General features: G+C 69.1%; 14 protein-coding genes. 5 read left to right on the top strand and 9 right to left on the bottom strand.

The features are described 5' to 3' along the window. Nucleotides 1-23: 23 nt before the first annotated feature. A complete protein-coding gene (gene dop, locus ACFYZS_RS37675; protein ID WP_327131425.1) occupies nucleotides 24-1,535 on the bottom strand; it encodes a depupylase/deamidase Dop in 1,512 nt (503 codons plus the stop codon). A 248-nt stretch (nucleotides 1,536-1,783) separates the two neighbouring features. Continuing rightward, entirely contained in the window at nucleotides 1,784-3,550 is a 1,767-nt protein-coding gene (arc, locus tag ACFYZS_RS37680; RefSeq protein WP_099893640.1) for a proteasome ATPase, read from the bottom strand. A gap of 264 nt (nucleotides 3,551-3,814) precedes the next feature. On the opposite strand from arc, the gene ACFYZS_RS37685 reads away from it, so the two are divergent. Next, entirely contained in the window at nucleotides 3,815-4,135 is a 321-nt protein-coding gene (locus ACFYZS_RS37685) for a ferredoxin (protein ID WP_030860269.1), read from the top strand. A 4-nt stretch (nucleotides 4,136-4,139) separates the two neighbouring features. Here the strand turns inward: ACFYZS_RS37685 and ACFYZS_RS37690 are convergent, their stop codons facing one another. From ACFYZS_RS37690 to ACFYZS_RS37700, 3 genes are all read right to left on the bottom strand, one after another. Next, on the bottom strand, nucleotides 4,140-4,649 hold the full coding sequence (locus ACFYZS_RS37690) for a hypothetical protein (RefSeq protein WP_389023368.1): 510 nt from the start codon (nucleotides 4,647-4,649) through the stop codon (nucleotides 4,140-4,142). 304 nt (nucleotides 4,650-4,953) lie between these two features. Next, nucleotides 4,954-5,850, bottom strand: coding sequence for a tRNA (adenine-N1)-methyltransferase (locus ACFYZS_RS37695; RefSeq protein WP_030860276.1), 897 nt, complete (start codon nucleotides 5,848-5,850; stop codon nucleotides 4,954-4,956). Between the two features lie 18 nt (nucleotides 5,851-5,868). Further along, entirely contained in the window at nucleotides 5,869-7,365 is a 1,497-nt protein-coding gene (locus ACFYZS_RS37700) for a site-2 protease family protein (protein WP_389023225.1), read from the bottom strand. On the opposite strand from ACFYZS_RS37700, the gene ACFYZS_RS37705 reads away from it, so the two are divergent. Further along, the gene (locus ACFYZS_RS37705) at nucleotides 7,262-8,179 is read left to right on the top strand and encodes a RecB family exonuclease (RefSeq protein ID WP_389023228.1); all 918 of its coding nucleotides are present in this window, start codon (nucleotides 7,262-7,264) and stop codon (nucleotides 8,177-8,179) included. The genes ACFYZS_RS37700 and ACFYZS_RS37705 overlap by 104 nt on opposite strands. A 65-nt stretch (nucleotides 8,180-8,244) precedes the next feature. Further along, nucleotides 8,245-8,919 (top strand): response regulator transcription factor, encoded by a 675-nt coding sequence (locus tag ACFYZS_RS37710; protein WP_030860282.1) that lies wholly within the window; start codon nucleotides 8,245-8,247, stop codon nucleotides 8,917-8,919. A 73-nt stretch (nucleotides 8,920-8,992) separates the two neighbouring features. On the opposite strand, the gene ACFYZS_RS37715 is transcribed toward ACFYZS_RS37710, so the two are convergent. The 4 genes from ACFYZS_RS37715 to metH form a co-directional block, all read right to left on the bottom strand. Then, nucleotides 8,993-10,579 carry an ABC transporter substrate-binding protein gene (locus tag ACFYZS_RS37715; protein ID WP_389023231.1) on the bottom strand — a complete coding sequence of 529 codons (1,587 nt, stop codon included), beginning with the start codon at nucleotides 10,577-10,579 and terminating at the stop codon, nucleotides 8,993-8,995. Between the two features lie 86 nt (nucleotides 10,580-10,665). Next, nucleotides 10,666-12,270, bottom strand: coding sequence for an ABC transporter substrate-binding protein (locus ACFYZS_RS37720; RefSeq protein ID WP_389023233.1), 1,605 nt, complete (start codon nucleotides 12,268-12,270; stop codon nucleotides 10,666-10,668). 480 nt (nucleotides 12,271-12,750) lie between these two features. Next, nucleotides 12,751-13,452: an HAD family hydrolase gene (locus ACFYZS_RS37725; RefSeq protein ID WP_389023235.1), complete on the bottom strand. Its 702-nt coding sequence runs from the start codon at nucleotides 13,450-13,452 to the stop codon at nucleotides 12,751-12,753. A 115-nt stretch (nucleotides 13,453-13,567) separates the two neighbouring features. Then, a complete protein-coding gene (gene metH, locus ACFYZS_RS37730) occupies nucleotides 13,568-17,080 on the bottom strand; it encodes a methionine synthase (RefSeq protein WP_389023238.1) in 3,513 nt (1,170 codons plus the stop codon). 252 nt (nucleotides 17,081-17,332) lie between these two features. On the opposite strand from metH, the gene ACFYZS_RS37735 reads away from it, so the two are divergent. Both ACFYZS_RS37735 and ACFYZS_RS37740 read left to right on the top strand, forming a co-directional pair. After that, nucleotides 17,333-18,100, top strand: a complete 768-nt coding sequence (locus ACFYZS_RS37735) for an IclR family transcriptional regulator (RefSeq protein ID WP_389023240.1) — start codon at nucleotides 17,333-17,335, stop codon at nucleotides 18,098-18,100. A gap of 312 nt (nucleotides 18,101-18,412) precedes the next feature. Further along, complete coding sequence (locus ACFYZS_RS37740; protein WP_389023243.1) at nucleotides 18,413-19,195, top strand: MIP/aquaporin family protein; 783 nt, start codon at nucleotides 18,413-18,415, stop codon at nucleotides 19,193-19,195. The last annotated feature ends 32 nt before the right edge of the window (nucleotides 19,196-19,227 follow it).

The following is a 19,227-nucleotide window of genomic DNA, read 5'->3' on the forward strand; positions in this document are numbered from 1 at the left end:
CCGGAACGGTGACTTTTCAGCCCTCAGTTCCCGCTGAGCACCCGCACCAGGTCCTCCGCCGTGCGGCAGCGGTCCAGGAGCTCCTTCACGTGCTTGCGGGTACCCCGCAGGGGTTCCAGCGTCGGCACCCGCTGCAGCGAGTCCCGGCCCGGGAGGTCGAAGATCACCGAGTCCCACGAGGCCGCGGCCACGTCGTCCGCGTACTGCTCCAGGCACCGGCCCCGGAAGTAGGCCCGGGTGTCCTCCGGCGGCTTGCCCTGCGCGCGCTCCACCGCCGGCTCCTCCACCAGCCGCTTCATCTTGCCGCGGGCCACCAGGCGGTTGTAGAGGCCCTTCTCGGGCCGCACGTCCGCGTACTGGAGGTCCACCAGGTGGAGGCGGGCGGCGTCCCAGCCGAGCCCGTCGCGCCTGCGGTAGCCCTCCAGGATCTCGCGCTTCGCGATCCAGTCCAGCTCGCCCGACAGGCTCATCGGGTCGCTCTCCAGCCGGCCCAGCACGTCCTCCCAGCGGACCAGCACATCCTTGGTCTGCTCGTCCGCGTCGGAGCCGAAACGCTCGTCCACGTACTTCCTGGCCAGCTCGAAGTACTCCATCTGGAGTTGTACGGCGGTCAGCGTGCGGCCGCTGCGCAGCGTGATCAGGTGTTGCAGATCGGGGTCGTGGGAGACCTGGTGCAGGGTCCGCACGGGCTGGTCCACGGCCAGGTCGACGTTGATGAAGGAGTCCTCGATCATCGAGAGGACGAGTGCGGTGGTGCCGAGCTTGAGGTACGTCGAGATCTCGGAGAGGTTGGCGTCGCCGATGATCACGTGCAGCCGGCGGTACTTCTCGGCGTCCGAGTGCGGCTCGTCGCGCGTGTTGATGATCGGCCGCTTGAGCGTCGTCTCCAGGCCGACCTCGACCTCGAAGTAGTCAGCGCGCTGGCTGATCTGGAAGCCGTGCTCGCGGCCGTCCTGGCCGATCCCCACCCGCCCCGCGCCGGTCACGACCTGGCGGGAGACGAAGAAGGGGGTCAGGTGGCGCACGATCTCCGAGAAGGGGGTCTCCCGCTTCATCAGGTAGTTCTCGTGCGTGCCGTAGGAGGCGCCCTTGTTGTCGGTGTTGTTCTTGTAGAGGTGGATGGGCTGGGCACCGGGGAGCTGGGCGGCCCGGACGGCGGCCTCCGCCATGATCCGCTCGCCGGCCTTGTCCCAGAGGACGGCGTCGAGCGGGTTGGTGATCTCCGGGGAGCTGTACTCGGGGTGCGCGTGGTCGACGTAGAGCCGTGCGCCGTTGGTGAGGATGACGTTGGCGAGGCCGATGTCCTCGTCGGTGAGCTGGCTGTTGTCGGCGGCCTCGCGGGCGAGGTCGAAGCCGCGGGCGTCCCGCAGCGGGTTCTCCTCCTCGAAGTCCCAGCGGGCGCGGCGCGCCCGGTGCATCGCCGCCGCGTAGGCGTTGACGATCTGGGACGAGGTGAGCATGGCATTGGCGTTCGGGTGCCCCGGGACGGAGATCCCGTACTCCGTCTCGATTCCCATTACTCGCCGTACGGTCATGCGGCCCTCCTTGCCCGGCGGCGCTCCCGTTCGGGAGCGGCGCTCAAGTACCGCTGGTGCTCCGGTGCGTGTGCGGTGCCCGTCCCCGCACTGCGCGACCGGCGGTACGGAAGAGCCTAGAACCACTCCACGCTGGTGGGGAGATCATTTCAGTCATTGACTTCACCCCGTCACCGGCTGAAAAGAGCAGTCGGTAAAGCAGTCGGCTGCGGGTGCCCGGGTAGGGCATCCGCAGCCGCCCTGTTCGATCAGAGGTACTGACCGGTGTTCGCCACCGTGTCGATGGAGCGTCCGGTGTCCGCGCCCTGCTTTCCGGTGACGAGCGTGCGGATGAATACGATCCGCTCGCCCTTCTTGCCGGAGATCCGGGCCCAGTCGTCCGGGTTGGTGGTGTTCGGCAGGTCCTCGTTCTCCTTGAACTCGTCCACGCACGCCTGGAGGAGGTGGGAGACCCGCAGACCCTTCTGGTTGTGTTCGAGGAAGGCCTTGATGGCCATCTTCTTGGCCCGGTCCACGATGTTCTGGATCATGGCGCCGGAGTTGAAGTCCTTGAAGTACAGGACTTCCTTGTCGCCGTTGGCGTACGTGACCTCGAGGAAGCGGTTTTCCTCGGTTTCGGCGTACATCTGCTCGACGACCGTCTGGATCATGCTGTGGACGGCGACCTCGGGCGAGCCGGAGTGCTCGGTGAGGTCGTCGGTGTGGAGCGGCAGCGAGGCCTTGAGGTACTTGGCGAAGATGTCCTTCGCGGCTTCGGCGTCGGGGCGCTCGATCTTGATCTTCACGTCGAGCCGGCCGGGGCGCAGGATGGCCGGGTCGATCATGTCCTCGCGGTTGGAGGCGCCGATCACGATGACGTTCTCCAGGCCCTCCACACCGTCGATCTCGGCGAGCAGCTGGGGGACGATGGTGTTCTCCACGTCCGAGCTGACTCCGGATCCGCGGGTGCGGAAGAGGGATTCCATCTCGTCGAAGAAGACGATGACGGGGGTGCCCTCGCTGGCCTTCTCACGGGCACGCTGGAAGACGAGGCGGATGTGCCGCTCGGTCTCGCCGACGTACTTGTTGAGGAGCTCGGGGCCCTTGATGTTCAGGAAGTAGGACTTGCCCTGGGCCTGTCCGGTCACCTCGGCGACCTTCTTGGCAAGGGAGTTGGCCACTGCCTTGGCGATGAGCGTCTTGCCGCAGCCGGGAGGGCCGTAGAGCAGGATGCCCTTCGGGGGCCGCAGTTCGTGTTCCTTGAAGAGGTCGGGGTAGAGGTACGGGAGCTCGACCGCGTCGCGGATCAGCTCGATCTGGTCGCCCAGGCCGCCGATCTTGTCGTAGTCGATGTCCGGGACCTCTTCGAGGACCAGGTCCTCGACCTCGCTCTTGGGGACGACCTCGTAGACGTAGCCGGAGCGGGGCTCGAGCAGGAGGGCGTCGCCGGGGCGGATGGTGATGTCCAGGAGCGGCTCGGCGAGCCTCACCACCCTCTCCTCGTCGGTGTGCCCGACCACCAGGGCGCGCTCGCCGTCCTCGAGGATCTCCTTGAGGGTGACGATGTCCCCGGCCCGTTCGAACTCCATGGCCTCGACCACGTTGAGGGCCTCGTTGAGCATGACCTCCTGGCCGCGCCGGAGGTCTTCCGGTTCGACGCTGGGGCTGACGTTCACGCGGAGCTTTCGGCCGCCGGTGAAGATGTCGACGGTGCCGTCTTCGTTCGCCTGAAGGAAGACACCGAAGCCGGCCGGCGGCTGCGCGAGCCGGTCGACTTCCTCCTTGAGCGCGACGATCTGGTCGCGGGCCTCACGGAGCGTATTTGCCAGTCGCTCGTTTTGCGCGGAGACGCCGGCCAGGTTTGTCTGGAGCTCGACGATCCGCTCTTCGAGAATCCTCGTGTGTCGCGGAGAGTCGGCGAGCTTACGTCGCAGGACGGCGATTTCCTGCTCGAGATAGGCAACCTGGCCGGCGGGGTCCTCAGACCCTCGCCCCGGCCGGATGCCGCGGTTGATGTCGTCGTCGTGGGCTGCCACGGTCCTCACCTCCTCCAAGGGGAGCTGGACGCTTCCTGACCCTACCTGGGCTGGTGGTGATTGAAACCCCTAGATCACAAAGACGGTAGAGGTGTGTCCGATCTTCACCCTTGCGTACTCCCTCACGCCAAGGAAATACCCACCCATCAACATCGGAAAGCGGCCGGTTGTAAGGTCGAAGTGTTCAACACCCGTCAGGGCTCGCGCGACTTGCCGCGACTCGTGGCGGAAACGGATCACTGAGCGCAGGGAACGGCAGGAGATATGACCGTGCAGCAGGAGGCTCCCACGGGTGGTGCCGGGCAGGCCGGCGAGCCGCTCGAGGTCTGGATCGACCAGGACCTGTGCACCGGTGACGGCATCTGTGTGCAGTACGCGCCGGAGGTGTTCGAGCTGGACATCGACGGTCTGGCGTACGTGAAGAGCCCTGAGGACGAGCTCCTGGTGGACGCGGGGGCGACGACTCCGGTTCCCCTCACGCTCCTGCAGGACGTGGTGGACTCGGCGAAGGAATGCCCGGGCGACTGCATCCACGTAAGGCGCGTTTCGGACAGGGTCGAGGTCTACGGCCCCGACGCGGAGTGACGATTCAAACACTCCTGGCGTCTGAGTTCGTCAGCTCCTGGCGGAATTTTCCGCCGCTCCAGCGCCACTTGGCGAGCTGCTTCACATCCGGGCTGTAGCGGGGCACCTGGGGCGAGGAGTAACCGAGGAGGCTGGCGGTGACGACCCCGTCGCGCACGGTGAGCTCGGTGGCGGTCTGCTTCTTCCCCGCCTCCAGCAGGGTCGCCACGACCCTGGGCGCCGAGCCCTGCGCCTTGTCCTGGGCGAGTACGTAGATCGCGTGGGGCGGGGTGCCGGATCCGGCGTCGCAGCGGACGGCCGCCACGGTCTCGGGGCGGCCGTCGCCGTCGAGGTCGCCCTGGGCGGTGGCCGTGACGGCCGTCGGGAGGCCCTTGCAGTCCAGCGGGTACGTGACCGCGGACGCATCGGGGGCGGCGGCCTGCGGGCCGCTCGCCGGGGCCGCCGAGGGACCGGCGTGGCCGGTGGCGGACGCGTCCGGCTGGATGAGTCCCGCGGCGGCTATGACGGCGGCCATGGCGGTGGCCGTGGCGAGCCAGTGGAGGGGCCTGGCGCTGCTGTGGGCCAGGAATTCCGGTGTCGGCGTCAGCTCGGCGGGGCGGTGCGGCACGCGGGGTGTCTCCTGTGCGAAGGGTGACGGGGAGCCAGCATCGTGCCACACCTCACACCGGGGCGGAACGGCCGGGTCCGTGTCGGCTGGGACCGGTATGGGGGGCCACTGGTGGGACAACGAAAAGGCGCTGTGGCGCAGTTCCCGGATCCTCCGGGGAACTGCGCCACAGCGCCGTGGTGTTGGGTCGGCCGGGCGGCCTCGCCGCGCTCTAGGCGGAGCGGTCGCTGCCCGGTCCGTCGTAGTCCTCGCCGTAGGCGCCCTTGGCGGGGCGGCGCCGGCGCATGGGGGGCTCGACCCCGTCGGCGAGACGGCGGGCGGTGACGAGGAAGCCGGTGTGGCCGATCATCCGGTGGTCCGGGCGGACGGCGAGGCCCTCGACGTGCCAGTTGCGGATCATCGATTCCCAGGGCTGCGGCTCGGCGAAGCAGCCGATCTCGCGGATGGACTCGACCGTCTTGGAGAGCTGGGTGGTGGTGGCCACGTAGCAGCACAGGATGCCGCCGGGGACGAGGGCCTTCTTGACCGCGTCCAGGCATTCCCAGGGGGCGAGCATGTCGAGGATCACGCGGTCGACGTCGGTCTCGTCCAGGTTGTCCTGGAGGTCGCCGACGGTCAGCTTCCACGCGGGGTGCGGGCCGCCGAAGTAGCGCTCGACGTTCGCGGTGGCGATCTCGGCGAAGTCCGCGCGGCGCTCGTAGCTGTGGAGCATGCCCTGGTCGCCGATGGCGCGCAGCAGGAAGCTGCTCAGGGAGCCGGAACCCACCCCCGCTTCCACGACGCGGGCGCCGGGGAAGATGTCGGCGAAGGCCAGGATCTGGCCCGCGTCCTTGGGGTAGACCACGGCGGCGCCGCGGGGCATGGACAGGACATAGTCGGGGAGCAGGGGACGCAGCGCGAGATAGGCGACGTTGCCCGTGGTACGGACGACGCTTCCTTCGGGGGAGCCGATCAGCTCGTCGTGCGGGAAGGAACCCTTGTGGGTGTGGAAATTCTTCCCTGCTTCGAGCGTGAACGTGTAGTGGCGGCCCTTGGGGTCGGTGAGCTGAACCTGGTCCCCGACCTCGAAGGGCCCGCGTCGGCGGGCGGCACCGGTCGGTTCGGACATGTGACCAGTGTATTGGCTTCAGGACTGGGGCCGCGCCATGGCCTTCACGAAGGCCTTCTCGACGTCGAGGGTGGACAGGACGCCGTAGATCTCGCCGGAGGGTTCGAGGACGAGGTACTCGCTGGCGGGGGTGGCCCGCAGGTGGTCGAGGAGTTCCTCCCCGGACAGTTCGGCGGAGACCCTCATCCCGTCGGTGAGCTCCTGGGCGAGGGTGCTGACGGCCACCCAGGGGCGGCGGTGTTCGGGGACGGAGGCGATGGCGCTCTCGCGGACGATGGACAGCGGGTCGCCGTGGCCGTCGACGACGACGATGGCGCGGGCGCCGTGGGCGTTGGCGCGCCGCAGGGCCTCGGAGAGCGGGGTGGCGTTCTCCACGGGGACCGCGCGCCGGGTGAGGGCGCGGGCGCGCAGCTCGGGGAGGTGCTCGCGCAGGCGGGCCATGCGCAGGCTGTTGCCGGCGCCGGTCCAGATGATGGCGGCGAGGATCGCGGCGAGCAGGGCGTCCATGACGGTGTTCATTCCGGTCGCATCGATGGCACCCGCACCGGTGCCCAGGATCCCGGTGTGCGTGACCATCGGGAGTCCGATGAGGACGGCGACGGCCAGCGCGCGGCCGACCCAGGCGGCGGCGACCGTGCCGGTCATGGGCTTGCCGGTGATGCCCCAGATGACGGCGCGCAGCATGCGGCCCCCGTCGAGCGGGAGGCCGGGGAGCAGGTTGAACGCGGCGACGAGCAGGTTGGAGATCATCAGGCCGGCGAGCAGGACGCCGGGGACGGTGGCCGGGTCGACGAGCTCCATGCCGAGGTAGAAGGCGCCGGCGAGGAGGAGGGAGAGGAGGGGGCCGACGAAGGCGAGGACGAATTCGCGGCCGGGGGTCTCGGACTCCTTCTCGATCTCGGAGACGCCGCCGAAGAACTGGAGCTGGATCCGGCGCACGGGCAGTTTGAAGCGCAGCGCGGCGACGGTGTGGGCGAGTTCGTGGACGAGGACCGAGGCGTAGAAGGCGACGGCGAAGAAGAGAGAGACGAGGTAGCGGGCCGGGCCGAGGTCGGGCAGGACGCGGTCGAGCTGGTCGCCGAAGACCCAGGTGATGAGGGCGGCGACGAGGAACCAGCTGGGCGAGACGTACACGGGAACGCCGAAGGGGCGGCCCATGAGGATGCCGCCGCCCGGTCCGGAGCGCTTGTCTGCGCGCTCGCCGGTTTCGTCGGTGTCTGCCACGGCTGTCCTTCGTTCGGTGCTGTCCGGCGGGTTGCGGCCGGCGGTGCTTTCAGTGTGGTGCAGGTGCACGTTCGGTGCGGGGCGGGGTCCCTGGTAGCGCGGTGTGATGCTCCGATCATGCAGTGCGAGGGTGCTCGGCGTCGATGGTATGCGCGCGCTGTCGGTGGCGGGTCGTAGGGTTTTGTCCATGACGACGAGCCCCGGTCCGGTTCCTGGCGCAGCCGATGCCGACGCAGCGCCGCGCGCTGTGGCGCCTTCTTCGCTCTCCCCTTCGCGGGCGAGCGATTTCATGCAGTGCCCGCTGCTGTACCGGTTCCGGGTGATCGACAAGCTGCCGGAGAAGCCGAGTGCGGCCGCGACGCGGGGCACGCTGGTGCACGCGGTGCTGGAGCGGCTCTTCGACCACCCGGCGGTGGAGCGGACGGCGCCGCGGGCGAAGGCGCTGATCCCGGGGCAGTGGGACCGGCTGCTGGAGTCGAAGCCGGAGCTGGTGGAGCTGTTCCCGGAGGCGGACGAGGGGGCGGGGCTGGCGCGCTGGCTGACGGAGGCCGAGGCGCTGGTGGAGCGGTGGTTCACGCTGGAGGACCCGACGCGGCTGGAGCCGGTGGAGCGGGAGTTCTTCGTGGAGACGGAGCTGGAGTCGGGGCTGCGGCTGCGCGGGATCATCGACCGGGTGGACGTGGCGCCGTCGGGTGAGGTGCGGATCGTCGACTACAAGACGGGCAAGGCGCCGCGGCCCGAGTACGCCGAGGGCGCGCTGTTCCAGATGAAGTTCTACGCGCTGGTGGTGTGGCGGCTGAAGCAGGTCGTGCCGCGGCGGCTGCAGCTGGTCTATCTGGGCAGCGGGGACGTGCTGACGTACGACCCGGTGATCGCGGACCTGGAGCGGGTGGAGCGCAAGCTGCTGGCGCTGTGGGACGCGATCAAGGAGGCGACGGAGACGGGTGACTGGCGGCCGCGGCCGACGAAGCTGTGCGGCTGGTGCGACCACCAGGCGGTGTGTCCGGAGTTCGGCGGGACTCCCCCGGTCTATCCGCTGGTGATCGCCCCGCGGCCCGAGGCCGGGCCCGGAGCCGCGGCCGGGCCCGGGGCCGGGGAATCCTGAGGGGCCGATCAGGGCAGAATGGGCGGCGTCCGTCGAGCCGCCGTACGAATACGAGGTACCCCACCGTGGCGATCCGCGTCCTACTGGTCGACGACCAGCCGCTGCTGCGCACCGGCTTCCGGATGATCCTGGAGGCCGAACAGGACCTGGCGGTCGTCGGCGAGGCCGGGGACGGTCTGCAGGCGCTGGACCAGGTGCGGGCGCTGCAGCCCGACGTGGTGCTGATGGACATCCGGATGCCGCGGATGGACGGGGTGGAGGCGACCCGGCAGATCACGGGTCCGGGCCGGGACGGCCCGGCGAAGGTGCTCGTGCTGACCACCTTCGACCTGGACGAGTACGTGGTGGAGGCGCTGCGGGCGGGGGCGAGCGGGTTCCTGTTGAAGGACGCGCCGGCCGTCGAGCTGGTGCAGGCGATCCGGGTGGTGGCGGGCGGCGAGGCGATGCTGGCGCCGAGCATCACGCGGCGGCTGCTGGACAAGTACGCGGGCCATCTGCCGTCGGGCGAGGAGAGCGTGCCGGACACGCTGGGCACGCTGACCGAGCGGGAGGTCGAGGTGCTGAAGCTGGTGGCGCGCGGCCTGTCGAACGCGGAGATCGCGGCGGACCTGTTCGTCAGCGAGACGACGGTGAAGACGCACGTGGGGCACGTGCTGACCAAGCTCGGCCTGCGCGACCGGGTGCAGGCGGCGGTGTACGCGTACGAGAGCGGTCTCGTGCGGCCCGGCGCCGGGGCCTGACCCCGCCGGAACGGCCGAAGGGGCCGGCGGCCGCATCGCGCGGCCGCCGGCCCCTTCGCCGTACCGGGTCGGGTCAGCCCTTGCTGATCTCCCAGAAGCGGAAGACGGTCGAGGCGTCCAGCGACCACTGCAGGCCGGTCACGTTCTGGCGGGTGACGGCGTACTGCTTGCTCTGCCAGAGCGGGAGCAGCGGGATCTCCTCGGCGACGAGGTCCTGCAGCCGGTTGTAGTCCGGGTTGGCCGCGGTGCGGTCGGACTTGGCGGCGGTCGACGGGATGATCGTCCCGCTGATCTCCTTGTTGTCGTAGTTGTTGTGCACGACGTTGTCCGGGCCGAAGAACGGCTGGGTGAAGCTGTCGGCGTCGGGGTAGTCGGGGACCCAGCCCTTGACGTACACGCCGTACTTGCCGTCCTGGATGTCCTTCTCGTACTGCGTGAACTCGACGGACTTCACGTCGGCCTCGAAGAGCCCGCTCTCGTTGAGCTGCTTGGCGATGAGCTGGAACTGCTGGTCGGTGGAGGGACCGTTGCGCGTCGTCGTCGAGTACAGGGTGATCTTCACCTTGTCCTTGATGCCGGCGGCGCGCAGGACGGCCTCGGCCTTCTTCGGCTGCGGGCTGCCGCCGTAGCGGTCGAAGAAGGCGGTGTTGTGGGAGGCGATGCCGGCCGGGACGATCGAGTAGAGGGAGGTCGTGGTGCCGTCGTAGACCTCCTTGACGATCGCTTCGCGGTCCACGAGGTAGGCGATGGCCTTGCGGATCGGGAGCTTGCCGGCGACCGGGTCGTTCATGTTGAACACGAGGTGCTCGACTTCGGCACCGGTGCCCTGGACGACCTCGACCTTGTTGTCCCCGGTCTTGGTGGAGGACAGGGCGGCGATGTCCTTGGCGGCGAGGCCGCGGAAGGCGAAGTCGACGTCGCCGCCCTCCAGGACCTTCTTCAGGCCGGCCTGGTCGCCGTTGAAGAACTTGAGCGTGACGCCGGTGTTCTTCGCCTTGGCCTTGCCGCTGTAGTTCTCGTTGACGGAGAAGCCGGCGCTCTTGTCGTTGAACGAGTCCAGCTTGTAGACGCCCGAGCCGACGGCCTTGTTGTCGGTGCGCAGCTTGTCCGCCGGGTACTCGCTGTGGTCGACGATCGAGCCCGCGCCCGAGGCGATCTTGCTGGGGAAGGTCGCGTCGGAGTTCTTGAGGCGGAAGACGACGGTCTTGTCGTCGGGGGTGTCGATGCCGGCGATCGAGGCGAGCATCACGGCGGGGCCGTTGTCGTCGTTGATCTTCAGCGTGCGCTCGAAGGAGTACTTGACGTCCTTGGAGGTGAGCGGGTGGCCGTTGCTGAACTTCAGGCCGGCGCGCAGGGTGCACTTGTAGAGCTTGCTGTCGGCGCCCTCGAAGTTGCAGCTCTGCGCGGCGTCGGGCTCCGGCGTGGTGCCGCCGCCCTTGGGGAAGGCCAGCAGGGACTGGAAGACGTTGTTGAAGAGCAGCCAGGACCCTGCGTCGTAGCCGGAGGCGGGGTCGGTGGACCGTACCCGGTCGGATATGCCCATGACCACGCCCTTGCCGCCGCCGTCGGCGGTGGGGCTGCCGGTCGAACCGCAACCGCTGAGCAGTGCGGCGGCGGTGGCCGCGCCGAGCGGGGCCGCAAGCCACTGGTTACGTCTCATCACGCGAACGTCCTTCACAGTCAGTCGAACTGTTTCGTTGCGCCGGCCTGCGACACCCGCCGCCGGTACTGCCGGTACTGCTGGTCTCAGCCGCTGACGCCGCGGCCGAGCTCCCACAGCTGGAGGTCGGAGATGGCGTTGACCGACCACTCCACTCCGGTGATCCCGTCGCGTGCGGCGACGTACTGCTTGCCCTGCCACAGCGGCAGGACGGGCACGTCCTCGGCGACGATGTCCTGCATCTCCGTGATCGCGGGGACGGCGACGTTGCGGTCGACGGCGCGCCGGGATTCGGGGATGAGCTTGGTGCGCACCGCGGCGTTGGCGTACGGCGTGCCCAGGAAGTTGTCCTGCTCCAGGAAGGGGGCGAGGAAGTTGTCGGCGTCCGGGTAGTCGGGGAACCAGCCGAGCCCGTAGGCGGCGTAGTCGCCCTTCTTCTGCGCGGGCCGGAAGTCGGACCAGTCGGAGCCCTGGACGGTGACGTCGAACAGCTGGGTGGAGTTCAGCTGGTTCTTGAGGGTCTCGAACTCGGTGGCCGTGCCGTCGCCGTAGTGGTCCTTGGTGTAGTTCAGCGTCAGCTTGACCGGGGTCTTGATCCCGGCGGCCTTCAGCAGGTCGGCGGCCTTCGCGGTGTTGGCCTCGCCGTACTTGTTGAAGAAGGAGTTGACGTGGCCGGGCACGGAGCTCGGGACCAGCGAGTACAGCGGCTGCGCGGACTTGCCGTAGACCTTGTCGATGATCGCGTTGCGGTCGACGGCGGCGGCGAGGGCCTGGCGTACGGCCTTGTCCTTGACGGCCGGGGCATCGGTGTTGAAGCCGATGTAGCGGATCTCCAGGCCGGGCATCGGGACCAGCTTGACGCCCTTGGGCGGCTTGGCGGCGAACTCGGTGATCTGGGCGGGCGACAGGGTGCGCGAGACCATGTGGACGGACCCGGCGTTGAGGGCCTTGCCCATGGCCGCGGAGTCGTCGAAGGTGCGCAGCTCGACCTTGTCGTTCTGCAGCTTCAAGTCGCCCTTGTAGTTCGGGTTCTTGCTGAAGACCGCCCGGACGAGGTGGTTGTCCTTGACCTCGGCCTTCATCGTGTACGGCCCGGAGCCGTCGACGGCGAAGCCGTCACGGAGCTTCTTGGCGTCGTAGTTCTTCTCGCTGACGATGCCGGTGGCCGGGGTGGAGAGCTTGTACGGGAAGGTCGCGTCCGGGGTCTTCAGGTGGAGGACGACGGTGTCGGCGGACTTCACCTCGACGGTGTCGAGGGTGGAGAGCAGCGAGGAGGGGCCGTTCTCGTCCTTGATGGCGAGGACGCGGTCGATGGAGAACTTGACGTCCTTGGCCGTCAGGGGCTCGCCGCTCGCGAACTTGAGGCCGGGGCGCAGGGTGCAGCGGTAGCTCTCGTTGCCCGTGTCGGTGAAGCGGCAGTCGGAGGCCGCTTCGGGGACGGGCTGGCCGCCGCCGCGGGGGGTGTGCATCAGCGTCTGGACGGTCTGCCGCAGGACGTTCCAGGCGCCGGCGTCGTAGGCGTAGGCCGGGTCGAACGGTGCGGGAGCGTAATCGGCCGCCTCGAACCGGTCGGTGGTTCCGACGACGATCACTCCGGATCCCGCTCCGCCTCCGCTCGTGCTGCCGCAGGCGGCGAGCGTGGGGGTGAGCAGTCCGGCCGCGGCCGTCAGCACCAGGGTCTTGCGGTTCATGCTGGAAGTACTCCCTTGACCGGCACTTGCTCAAAGCGGCGTAAAGGGCACTTCGCGGCGGTCGCCCGTTCAGGGCGGAACGATCGGGCCGGTGTTGTGACGATCGGTCCACGCGGTTCCGGCACATGGGTGTGCGTCCGGGACAGCAGAGGTGCGGCGTAGTGCCCGCGTCGACATTAGTGGTCTGGGAGGGGATGGCTTGAACTGGCAGGACTTGGGGCGTAATCGCACGGTGATGGGTGCGGACTGCCTGTCTATGTGCCGGTCACCGCAGATTCGGTCAGGAGCTGATCAATCCGGACACAAGGGCAGGTTTCCAAGCCCCCGGACAGGTCCGTCGGGGGCTTGGCGGGTGACAAAGGTCACCCGTTAGAACTGCCACGGAAAGGATGGAATTTCAGCCTCCAGGCCATGGAACGGAAGATCCTTCCGTGGGACCTCGGTCACACCACGATTCCGTTCGGCACTGAGCGTATGCGATCAGTTCATCGGAGTGATGAGGGAGCGCAGGAACGGCAGGTCGACGTCCTCCAGCGAGCGGACGACGGTGCGGCCGGGCGCGGGCGCGATGACGCCGACGGAGGGCACGGCCACGACCCGGCAGCCGGCGGCCTCGGCGGAGGCCACGCCCGTCGCGGTGTCCTCGATGACCGCGCAGCGCGAGGGGTGTGCGCCGAGGGTCCGGGCGGCGAGCAGGTACGGATCGGGGTGCGGCTTCGTACGGGCCACCTCGTCGCCGGCCACGCTCAGCGCGAACCGCTCGGGGCCCAGGGTGCGCAGCACCCGGTCGATGACGCGGCGGTGCGAGGCGGAGACGAGGGCGGTGGGCACGTTGTGCCGGGCCAGCTCGGCCAGCAGCCGCTCGGCGCCGGGCATCAGCGGGACCTGGTCGGCGATCCGCGCCTCGAAGCGCTCGTTCAGCAGGACGCTCAGCTCCGAAAGGGTGATGGCGGCGCCGGTGGACTCGATGAGGAAGGCGGCGCTGCGGGTCATCGGCCCGCCGACGACGACGTCGCGCCAGGACTCCTCGAGCCGGTGGCCGAGCTCGCCGAAGACGTCGACCTCGATCTCCCACCAGAAACCCTCGGTGTCGACGAGGGTGCCGTCCATGTCCAGCAGCACCGCCTGCAGGGCATGCCCGTCGGCCGTACGGGCGACGGGCGCGGGAACGGTGCTGGTCATCCGGCACACACCTCTCTCAGGGGACGAGAAGGCCGGTCGCCTCTTCCCCATGGGCATTCCCCCGGGGAACAGGCGACCGGCCTGTATGGGACCGACAAGTGTACGTCGGTCCGCGTCAGCGTGCGTTGAAATACTTCGCTTCGGGGTGGTGGATGACGATCGCGTCGGTGGACTGCTCCGGGTGGAGCTGGAACTCCTCGGAGAGGTGGACGCCGATCCGCTCCGGCCGGAGGAGGTCGGCGATCTTCGCTCGGTCCTCCAGGTCGGGGCAGGCCCCGTAGCCGAGCGAGAAGCGGGCGCCGCGGTACTTCAGGTCGAACATGTCCTCCACCGCGGCCGGGTCCTCGCCGCCGAAGCCGAGCTCGGCGCGGACGCGGGCGTGCCAGTACTCGGCCATGGCCTCGGCGAGCTGGACCGACAGGCCGTGCAGCTCCAGGTACTCGCGGTACGAGTCGGACTCGAACAGCTTGGCCGTGGCCTCGCCGATCCTCGACCCGACGGTGACCACCTGGAGGCCGACCACGTCGGTCTCGCCGGACTCCTCCGGGCGGAAGAAGTCGGCCAGGCACAGGCGCCGGCCGCGCCGCTGGCGCGGGAAGGTGAAGCGGGTCCGCTCGTTCCCCTCGTCGTCGAGGATGATCAGGTCCTCGCCCTTGGAGACGCAGGGGAAGTACCCGTAGACCACCGCGGCCTCGAGCAGGTTCTCGGTGTGCAGCTTGTCCAGGAGGCCGCGCAGCCGCGGCCGGCCCTCGCTCTCCACGAGCTCCTCGTACGTGGCCCCGCCGGCGCGGGCCTGCTTGAGCCCCCACTGGCCCTTGAACAGCGCGCCCTCGTCCAGCCAGGAGGCGTAGTCCTTCAGCGGGATGCCCTTGACCACGCGGGTGCCCCAGAACGGCGGGGTGGGGACCGGGTTGTCGACGGCGACGTCGGAGCGGCCCCCCTTCTCCTCCGGCTCCTCCACCTGCAGGAGGGGGGTGTCCCGCTTGGCGACGCGGCGCTGCTTGAGCTCGGGCAGCGAGGCGCCGGGGACGCCCCGCTTGACGGCGATCAGGGCGTCCATCAGGCGCAGGCCCTCGAACGCGTCGCGGGCGTAGCGGACCTCGCCCTCGTAGATCTCGTGGAGGTCCTGTTCGACGTAGGCGCGGGTGAGGGCGGCGCCGCCGAGGATCACCGGGTAGTCGGCCGCCAGCTTGCGCTGGTTGAGCTCCTCCAGGTTCTCCTTCATGATCACGGTCGACTTCACGAGGAGGCCGGACATGCCGATGACGTCGGCCTTGTGCTCCTGCGCGGCTTCGAGGATCGCGGAGACCGGCTGCTTGATGCCGATGTTCACGACGTTGTAGCCGTTGTTGGTGAGGATGATGTCGACGAGGTTCTTGCCGATGTCGTGGACGTCTCCGCGGACGGTGGCGAGCACGATCGTGCCCTTGCCCTCGTCGTCCGTCTTCTCCATGTGCGGTTCGAGGTAGGCGACCGCGGTCTTCATGACCTCGGCGGACTGGAGGACGAACGGCAGCTGCATCTGGCCGGAGCCGAAGAGCTCGCCGACGACCTTCATGCCCTCCAGGAGGGTGTCGTTGACGATGTCGAGGGCGGCGCGGTCCCGCAGGGCCTCGTCGAGGTCGGCCTCCAGGCCGTTCTTCTCGCCGTCGATGATGCGGCGCTGGAGCCGCTCGTCGAGCGGGAGCGCCATGAGCTCCTCGGCGCGGCCGGCCTTGAGGGACTTGGTGTTGACGCCCTCGAAGAGGGCCATCAGCTTCTGGAGCGGGTCGTAGTCCTCGGCGCGCCGGTCGTAGATCAGGTCGAGGGCGGTGGTGACCTGCTCCTCGTCGAAGCGTGCGATCGGCAGGATCTTGGAGGCGTGGACGATCGCCGAGTCCAGGCCGGCCTTGACGCACTCGTCGAGGAAGACCGAGTTCAGCAGCACGCGGGCGGCCGGGTTCAGGCCGAAGGAGATGTTGGACAGGCCGAGCGTGGTCTGGACGTCGGGGTGGCGGCGCTTGAGCTCGCGGATCGACTCGATCGTCGCGATGCCGTCCTTGCGGGACTCCTCCTGGCCCGTGCAGATGGTGAAGGTCAGCGTGTCGATGAGGATGTCCGACTCGTTGATGCCCCAGTTGCCGGTCAGGTCCTCGATCAGGCGTTCGGCGATGGCGACCTTGTGCTCGACCGTGCGGGCCTGGCCCTCCTCGTCGATCGTCAGCGCGATCAGCGCGGCGCCGTGCTCGCGGGCCAGCCGGGTGACCTTCGCGAAGCGGGAGTCGGGGCCGTCGCCGTCCTCGTAGTTCACCGAGTTGATGACGGCGCGGCCGCCCAGCTTCTCCAGCCCCGCCTGGATCACGGGGACCTCGGTGGAGTCCAGGACGATCGGCAGCGTCGAGGCCGTGGCGAAGCGGCCGGCGAGCTCCTTCATGTCGGCGACGCCGTCGCGGCCTACGTAGTCCACGCAGAGGTCGAGCATGTGCGCGCCCTCGCGGATCTGGTCGCGGGCCATCTCGACGCAGTCGTCCCAGCGGGCTTCGAGCATGGCCTCGCGGAACTTCTTCGAGCCGTTCGCGTTCGTCCGCTCGCCGATCGCCATGTACGCGGTGTCCTGGCGGAAGGGGACGGTCTGGTAGAGCGAGGACGCGCCCGGCTCCGGGCGGGGCTCGCGGACGGCCGGGCTGAGCTCGCGGACCCGCTCGACGACCTGGCGCAGGTGCTCCGGCGTCGTACCGCAGCAGCCGCCGACGAGGGAGAGCCCGTACTCGCGGACGAAGGTCTCCTGGGCGTCGGCGAGCTCGGGGGCGGTCAGCGGGTAGTGCGCGCCGTTCTTCCCGAGGACGGGCAGGCCGGCGTTGGGCATGCAGGAGAGCGGGATGCGCGCGTTGCGGGCCAGGTAGCGCAGGTGCTCGCTCATCTCGGCGGGGCCGGTGGCGCAGTTCAGGCCGATCATGTCGATGCCGAGCGGCTCCAGCGCGGTGAGCGCGGCGCCGATCTCGGAGCCGAGCAGCATGGTGCCGGTGGTCTCGACGGTGACGGAGCAGATCAGCGGGACGGAGACGCCGAGCGCCTCCATGGCGCGGCGGGCGCCGATGACGGAGGACTTGGTCTGCAGGAGGTCCTGGGTGGTCTCGACGAGCAGGGCGTCGGCCCCGCCGGAGATCAGGCCCTCGGCGTTGACCTGGTAGGCGTCGCGGATCGTCGCGTAGTCGATGTGGCCCAGGGTGGGCAGCTTGGTGCCGGGGCCCATCGAGCCGAGGACCCAGCGCTGCCGCCCGGTGGCGGCGGTGTACTCGTCGGCGACCTCGCGGGCGATGCGGGCGCCGGACTCCGACAGCTCGAAATTGCGTTCGGGGATGTCGTACTCGGCGAGCGCGGCGAAGTTGGCGCCGAAGGTGTTGGTCTCGACGCAGTCCACGCCCACCGCGAAGTACGCGTCGTGGACGGAGCGCACGATGTCGGGGCGGGTGACGTTCAGCACCTCGTTGCAGCCTTCGAGCTGCTGGAAGTCCTCCATGGAGGGGTCCTGCGCCTGGAGCATCGTTCCCATGGCTCCGTCGGCGACGACCACGCGGGTCGCGAGCGCCTCTCGGAGGGCATCGGCCCGGGTCTGGGTGTCAGCGGGCGGGTTCGGCAACGAGGCCATGGTTGTGCTCCCTGGGATGCGACGGCTGTCGGCTTTGCACCCTCGCTGTGTCAAGGGTGCACGCGGTCAGGGTAACCGCGCGGCACCCGCCCCGGTGAGGCTGTCCCACGTGGCGGACTGCATTCTGTGCGCGGGGGTCTACCAGGGGTGTCCTGGTCGACGGAGGCCTGAACAGTTGCCCAACCATGCACAAGGTCGACATCGACCGATACTGTTCAGCATTGTCGAACTACGTCAGCAGGAGGCTGCGCGATGGCACGGAACATCCAGTCGCTCGAACGAGCCGCTGCGATGCTGCGACTCCTGGCGGGCGGCGAGCGCCGGCTGGGCCTCTCGGACGTGGCCAGTTCCCTGGGCCTGGCCAAGGGCACCGCCCACGGGATCCTGCGCACGCTGCAGGCCGAGGGCTTCGTGGAGCAGGACCCCGCCTCGGGCCGCTACCAGCTGGGCGCGGAGCTGCTGCGCCTGGGCAACAGCTACCTGGACGTGCACGAGCTGCGCGCCCGCGCGCTGGTCTGGACGGATGATCTGGCCCGGGCGAGCGGCGAGAGCGTGTACGTGGGCGTGCTCCACAAGAGCGGAGTGCTGATCATGCACCACGTGTTCCGCCCGGACGACAGCCGCCAGGTGTTGGAGGTGGGGGCCATGCAGCCGCTGCACTCCACGGCTCTGGGCAAGGTGCTCTCCGCGTACGACCCGGTCGCCCATACGGAGGCGATGGAGGCGGACCGCGAGGCGTTCACGCCCCGGACGGTCACCGACGGCACGGGCTTCGAGGAGGTCCTCGACCTGACCCGGGCGCGCGGCTGGGCCGCGGACGTCGAGGAGACCTGGGACGGCATCGCCTCGGTGGCGGCCCCGATCCACGACCGGCGCCGGATGCCGGTGGGCGCGGTGGCGGTCGCGGGGGCCGTGGAACGGGTGTGCGGGGAGTCCGGGGAGCCCCGGGCGAGCCTCGTGGCGTCCGTACGGGACTGTGCGCGCGCTGTTTCACGCGACCTCGGCGCGGGCCGGTTCTAGGCCCCTTCAGGCGACTTCCAGCCATCACCTGGCTGCTTTCTGCCCTCTTTTCGCCATATCTCGGCCATCCGATGGCCGGGTTTGGCTGATCGTACCTAGTGGTAACGATCCGACACTTTGGCCTGGCCGACCCTTGACGCGTTCTTCACCTGAGCGGAAAACTGCCGTTCATCGGTCGGCATTGTCGAACACCTACCGGCAATACGCGTTAGGGTGTGGCAAGGCCAAGGACCGGTGAACCACTCACCGAGTGCGCGGACCACCGGACGGGACCCGGTGTCCGCCCACCCCTGCAAGGCAAAGGAGTCGCGGGTGTCCACCTCCGACATCTTCATCGGCGAGACCATCGGTACCGCCCTGCTCACACTGCTCGGCGGTGGCGTCTGCGCCGCCGTGACACTCAAGAGCTCCAAGGCCAGGAACGCAGGCTGGCTCGCGATCACGTTCGGCTGGGGTTTCGCCGTTCTGATCGCCGCCTACGTGTCCGCCCCGCTCTCCGGTGCGCACCTCAACCCGGCGGTCACCGTCGGTCTGGCCATCAAGAACAGCGACTGGAGCGACGTTCCGGTCTACTTCGCCGGACAGCTCCTCGGCGCCATGCTCGGCGCGGTCCTGATGTGGATCACCTACTACGGCCAGTTCCGGGTGCACCTCTCGGACCCGGAGCACATCCGTGACGCCAAGCTCGGCCCGGAGGACCCGCACCCGCACGACCAGGCCGGCCCGGTGCTCGGTGTCTTCTCCACCGGCCCCGAGATCCGCAACGTCGTCCAGAACCTCGCGACCGAGATCATCGGCACGGCCGTCCTGGTCCTGGCGATCCTCACCCAGGGCCTGCAGGCCGACGGCAAGGGCCTCGGCGTCATCGGCGTCCTGATCACCTCGTTCGTCGTCGTCGGCATCGGCCTCTCGCTCGGCGGCCCGACCGGCTACGCCATCAACCCGGTCCGCGACCTCGGTCCGCGCATCGTCCACGCCCTGCTGCCGCTTCCCAACAAGGGCGGCTCCGACTGGGGATACTCCTGGATCCCGGTGGTCGGCCCGCTCGTCGGTGCCGCCCTCGCCGGTGGTCTGTACAACATCGCGTTCGCCTGATCAGCACCGGCACGTATCGCAAGATCGCACTG

It is taken from the genome of Streptomyces sp. NPDC001903, from assembly GCF_042891345.1.
Taxonomy (GTDB): Bacteria; Actinomycetota; Actinomycetes; order Streptomycetales; family Streptomycetaceae; genus Streptomyces.

What these genes read in the sequence shown, in the direction of transcription:
- dop (WP_327131425.1), bottom strand. Translation starts at nt 1,535, where the DNA reads ATGACCGTACGGCGAGTAATGGGAATCGAGACGGAGTACGGGATCTCC.
- ACFYZS_RS37685 (WP_030860269.1), top strand. Translation starts at nt 3,815, where the DNA reads ATGACCGTGCAGCAGGAGGCTCCCACGGGTGGTGCCGGGCAGGCCGGC.
- ACFYZS_RS37690 (WP_389023368.1), bottom strand. Translation starts at nt 4,649, where the DNA reads ATGGCCGCCGTCATAGCCGCCGCGGGACTCATCCAGCCGGACGCGTCC.
- ACFYZS_RS37695 (WP_030860276.1), bottom strand. Translation starts at nt 5,850, where the DNA reads ATGTCCGAACCGACCGGTGCCGCCCGCCGACGCGGGCCCTTCGAGGTC.
- ACFYZS_RS37705 (WP_389023228.1), top strand. Translation starts at nt 7,262, where the DNA reads ATGACGACGAGCCCCGGTCCGGTTCCTGGCGCAGCCGATGCCGACGCA.
- ACFYZS_RS37700 (WP_389023225.1), bottom strand. Translation starts at nt 7,365, where the DNA reads ATGAAATCGCTCGCCCGCGAAGGGGAGAGCGAAGAAGGCGCCACAGCG.
- ACFYZS_RS37715 (WP_389023231.1), bottom strand. Translation starts at nt 10,579, where the DNA reads ATGAGACGTAACCAGTGGCTTGCGGCCCCGCTCGGCGCGGCCACCGCC.
- ACFYZS_RS37720 (WP_389023233.1), bottom strand. Translation starts at nt 12,270, where the DNA reads ATGAACCGCAAGACCCTGGTGCTGACGGCCGCGGCCGGACTGCTCACC.
- ACFYZS_RS37725 (WP_389023235.1), bottom strand. Translation starts at nt 13,452, where the DNA reads ATGACCAGCACCGTTCCCGCGCCCGTCGCCCGTACGGCCGACGGGCAT.
- metH (WP_389023238.1), bottom strand. Translation starts at nt 17,080, where the DNA reads ATGGCCTCGTTGCCGAACCCGCCCGCTGACACCCAGACCCGGGCCGAT.
- ACFYZS_RS37735 (WP_389023240.1), top strand. Translation starts at nt 17,333, where the DNA reads ATGGCACGGAACATCCAGTCGCTCGAACGAGCCGCTGCGATGCTGCGA.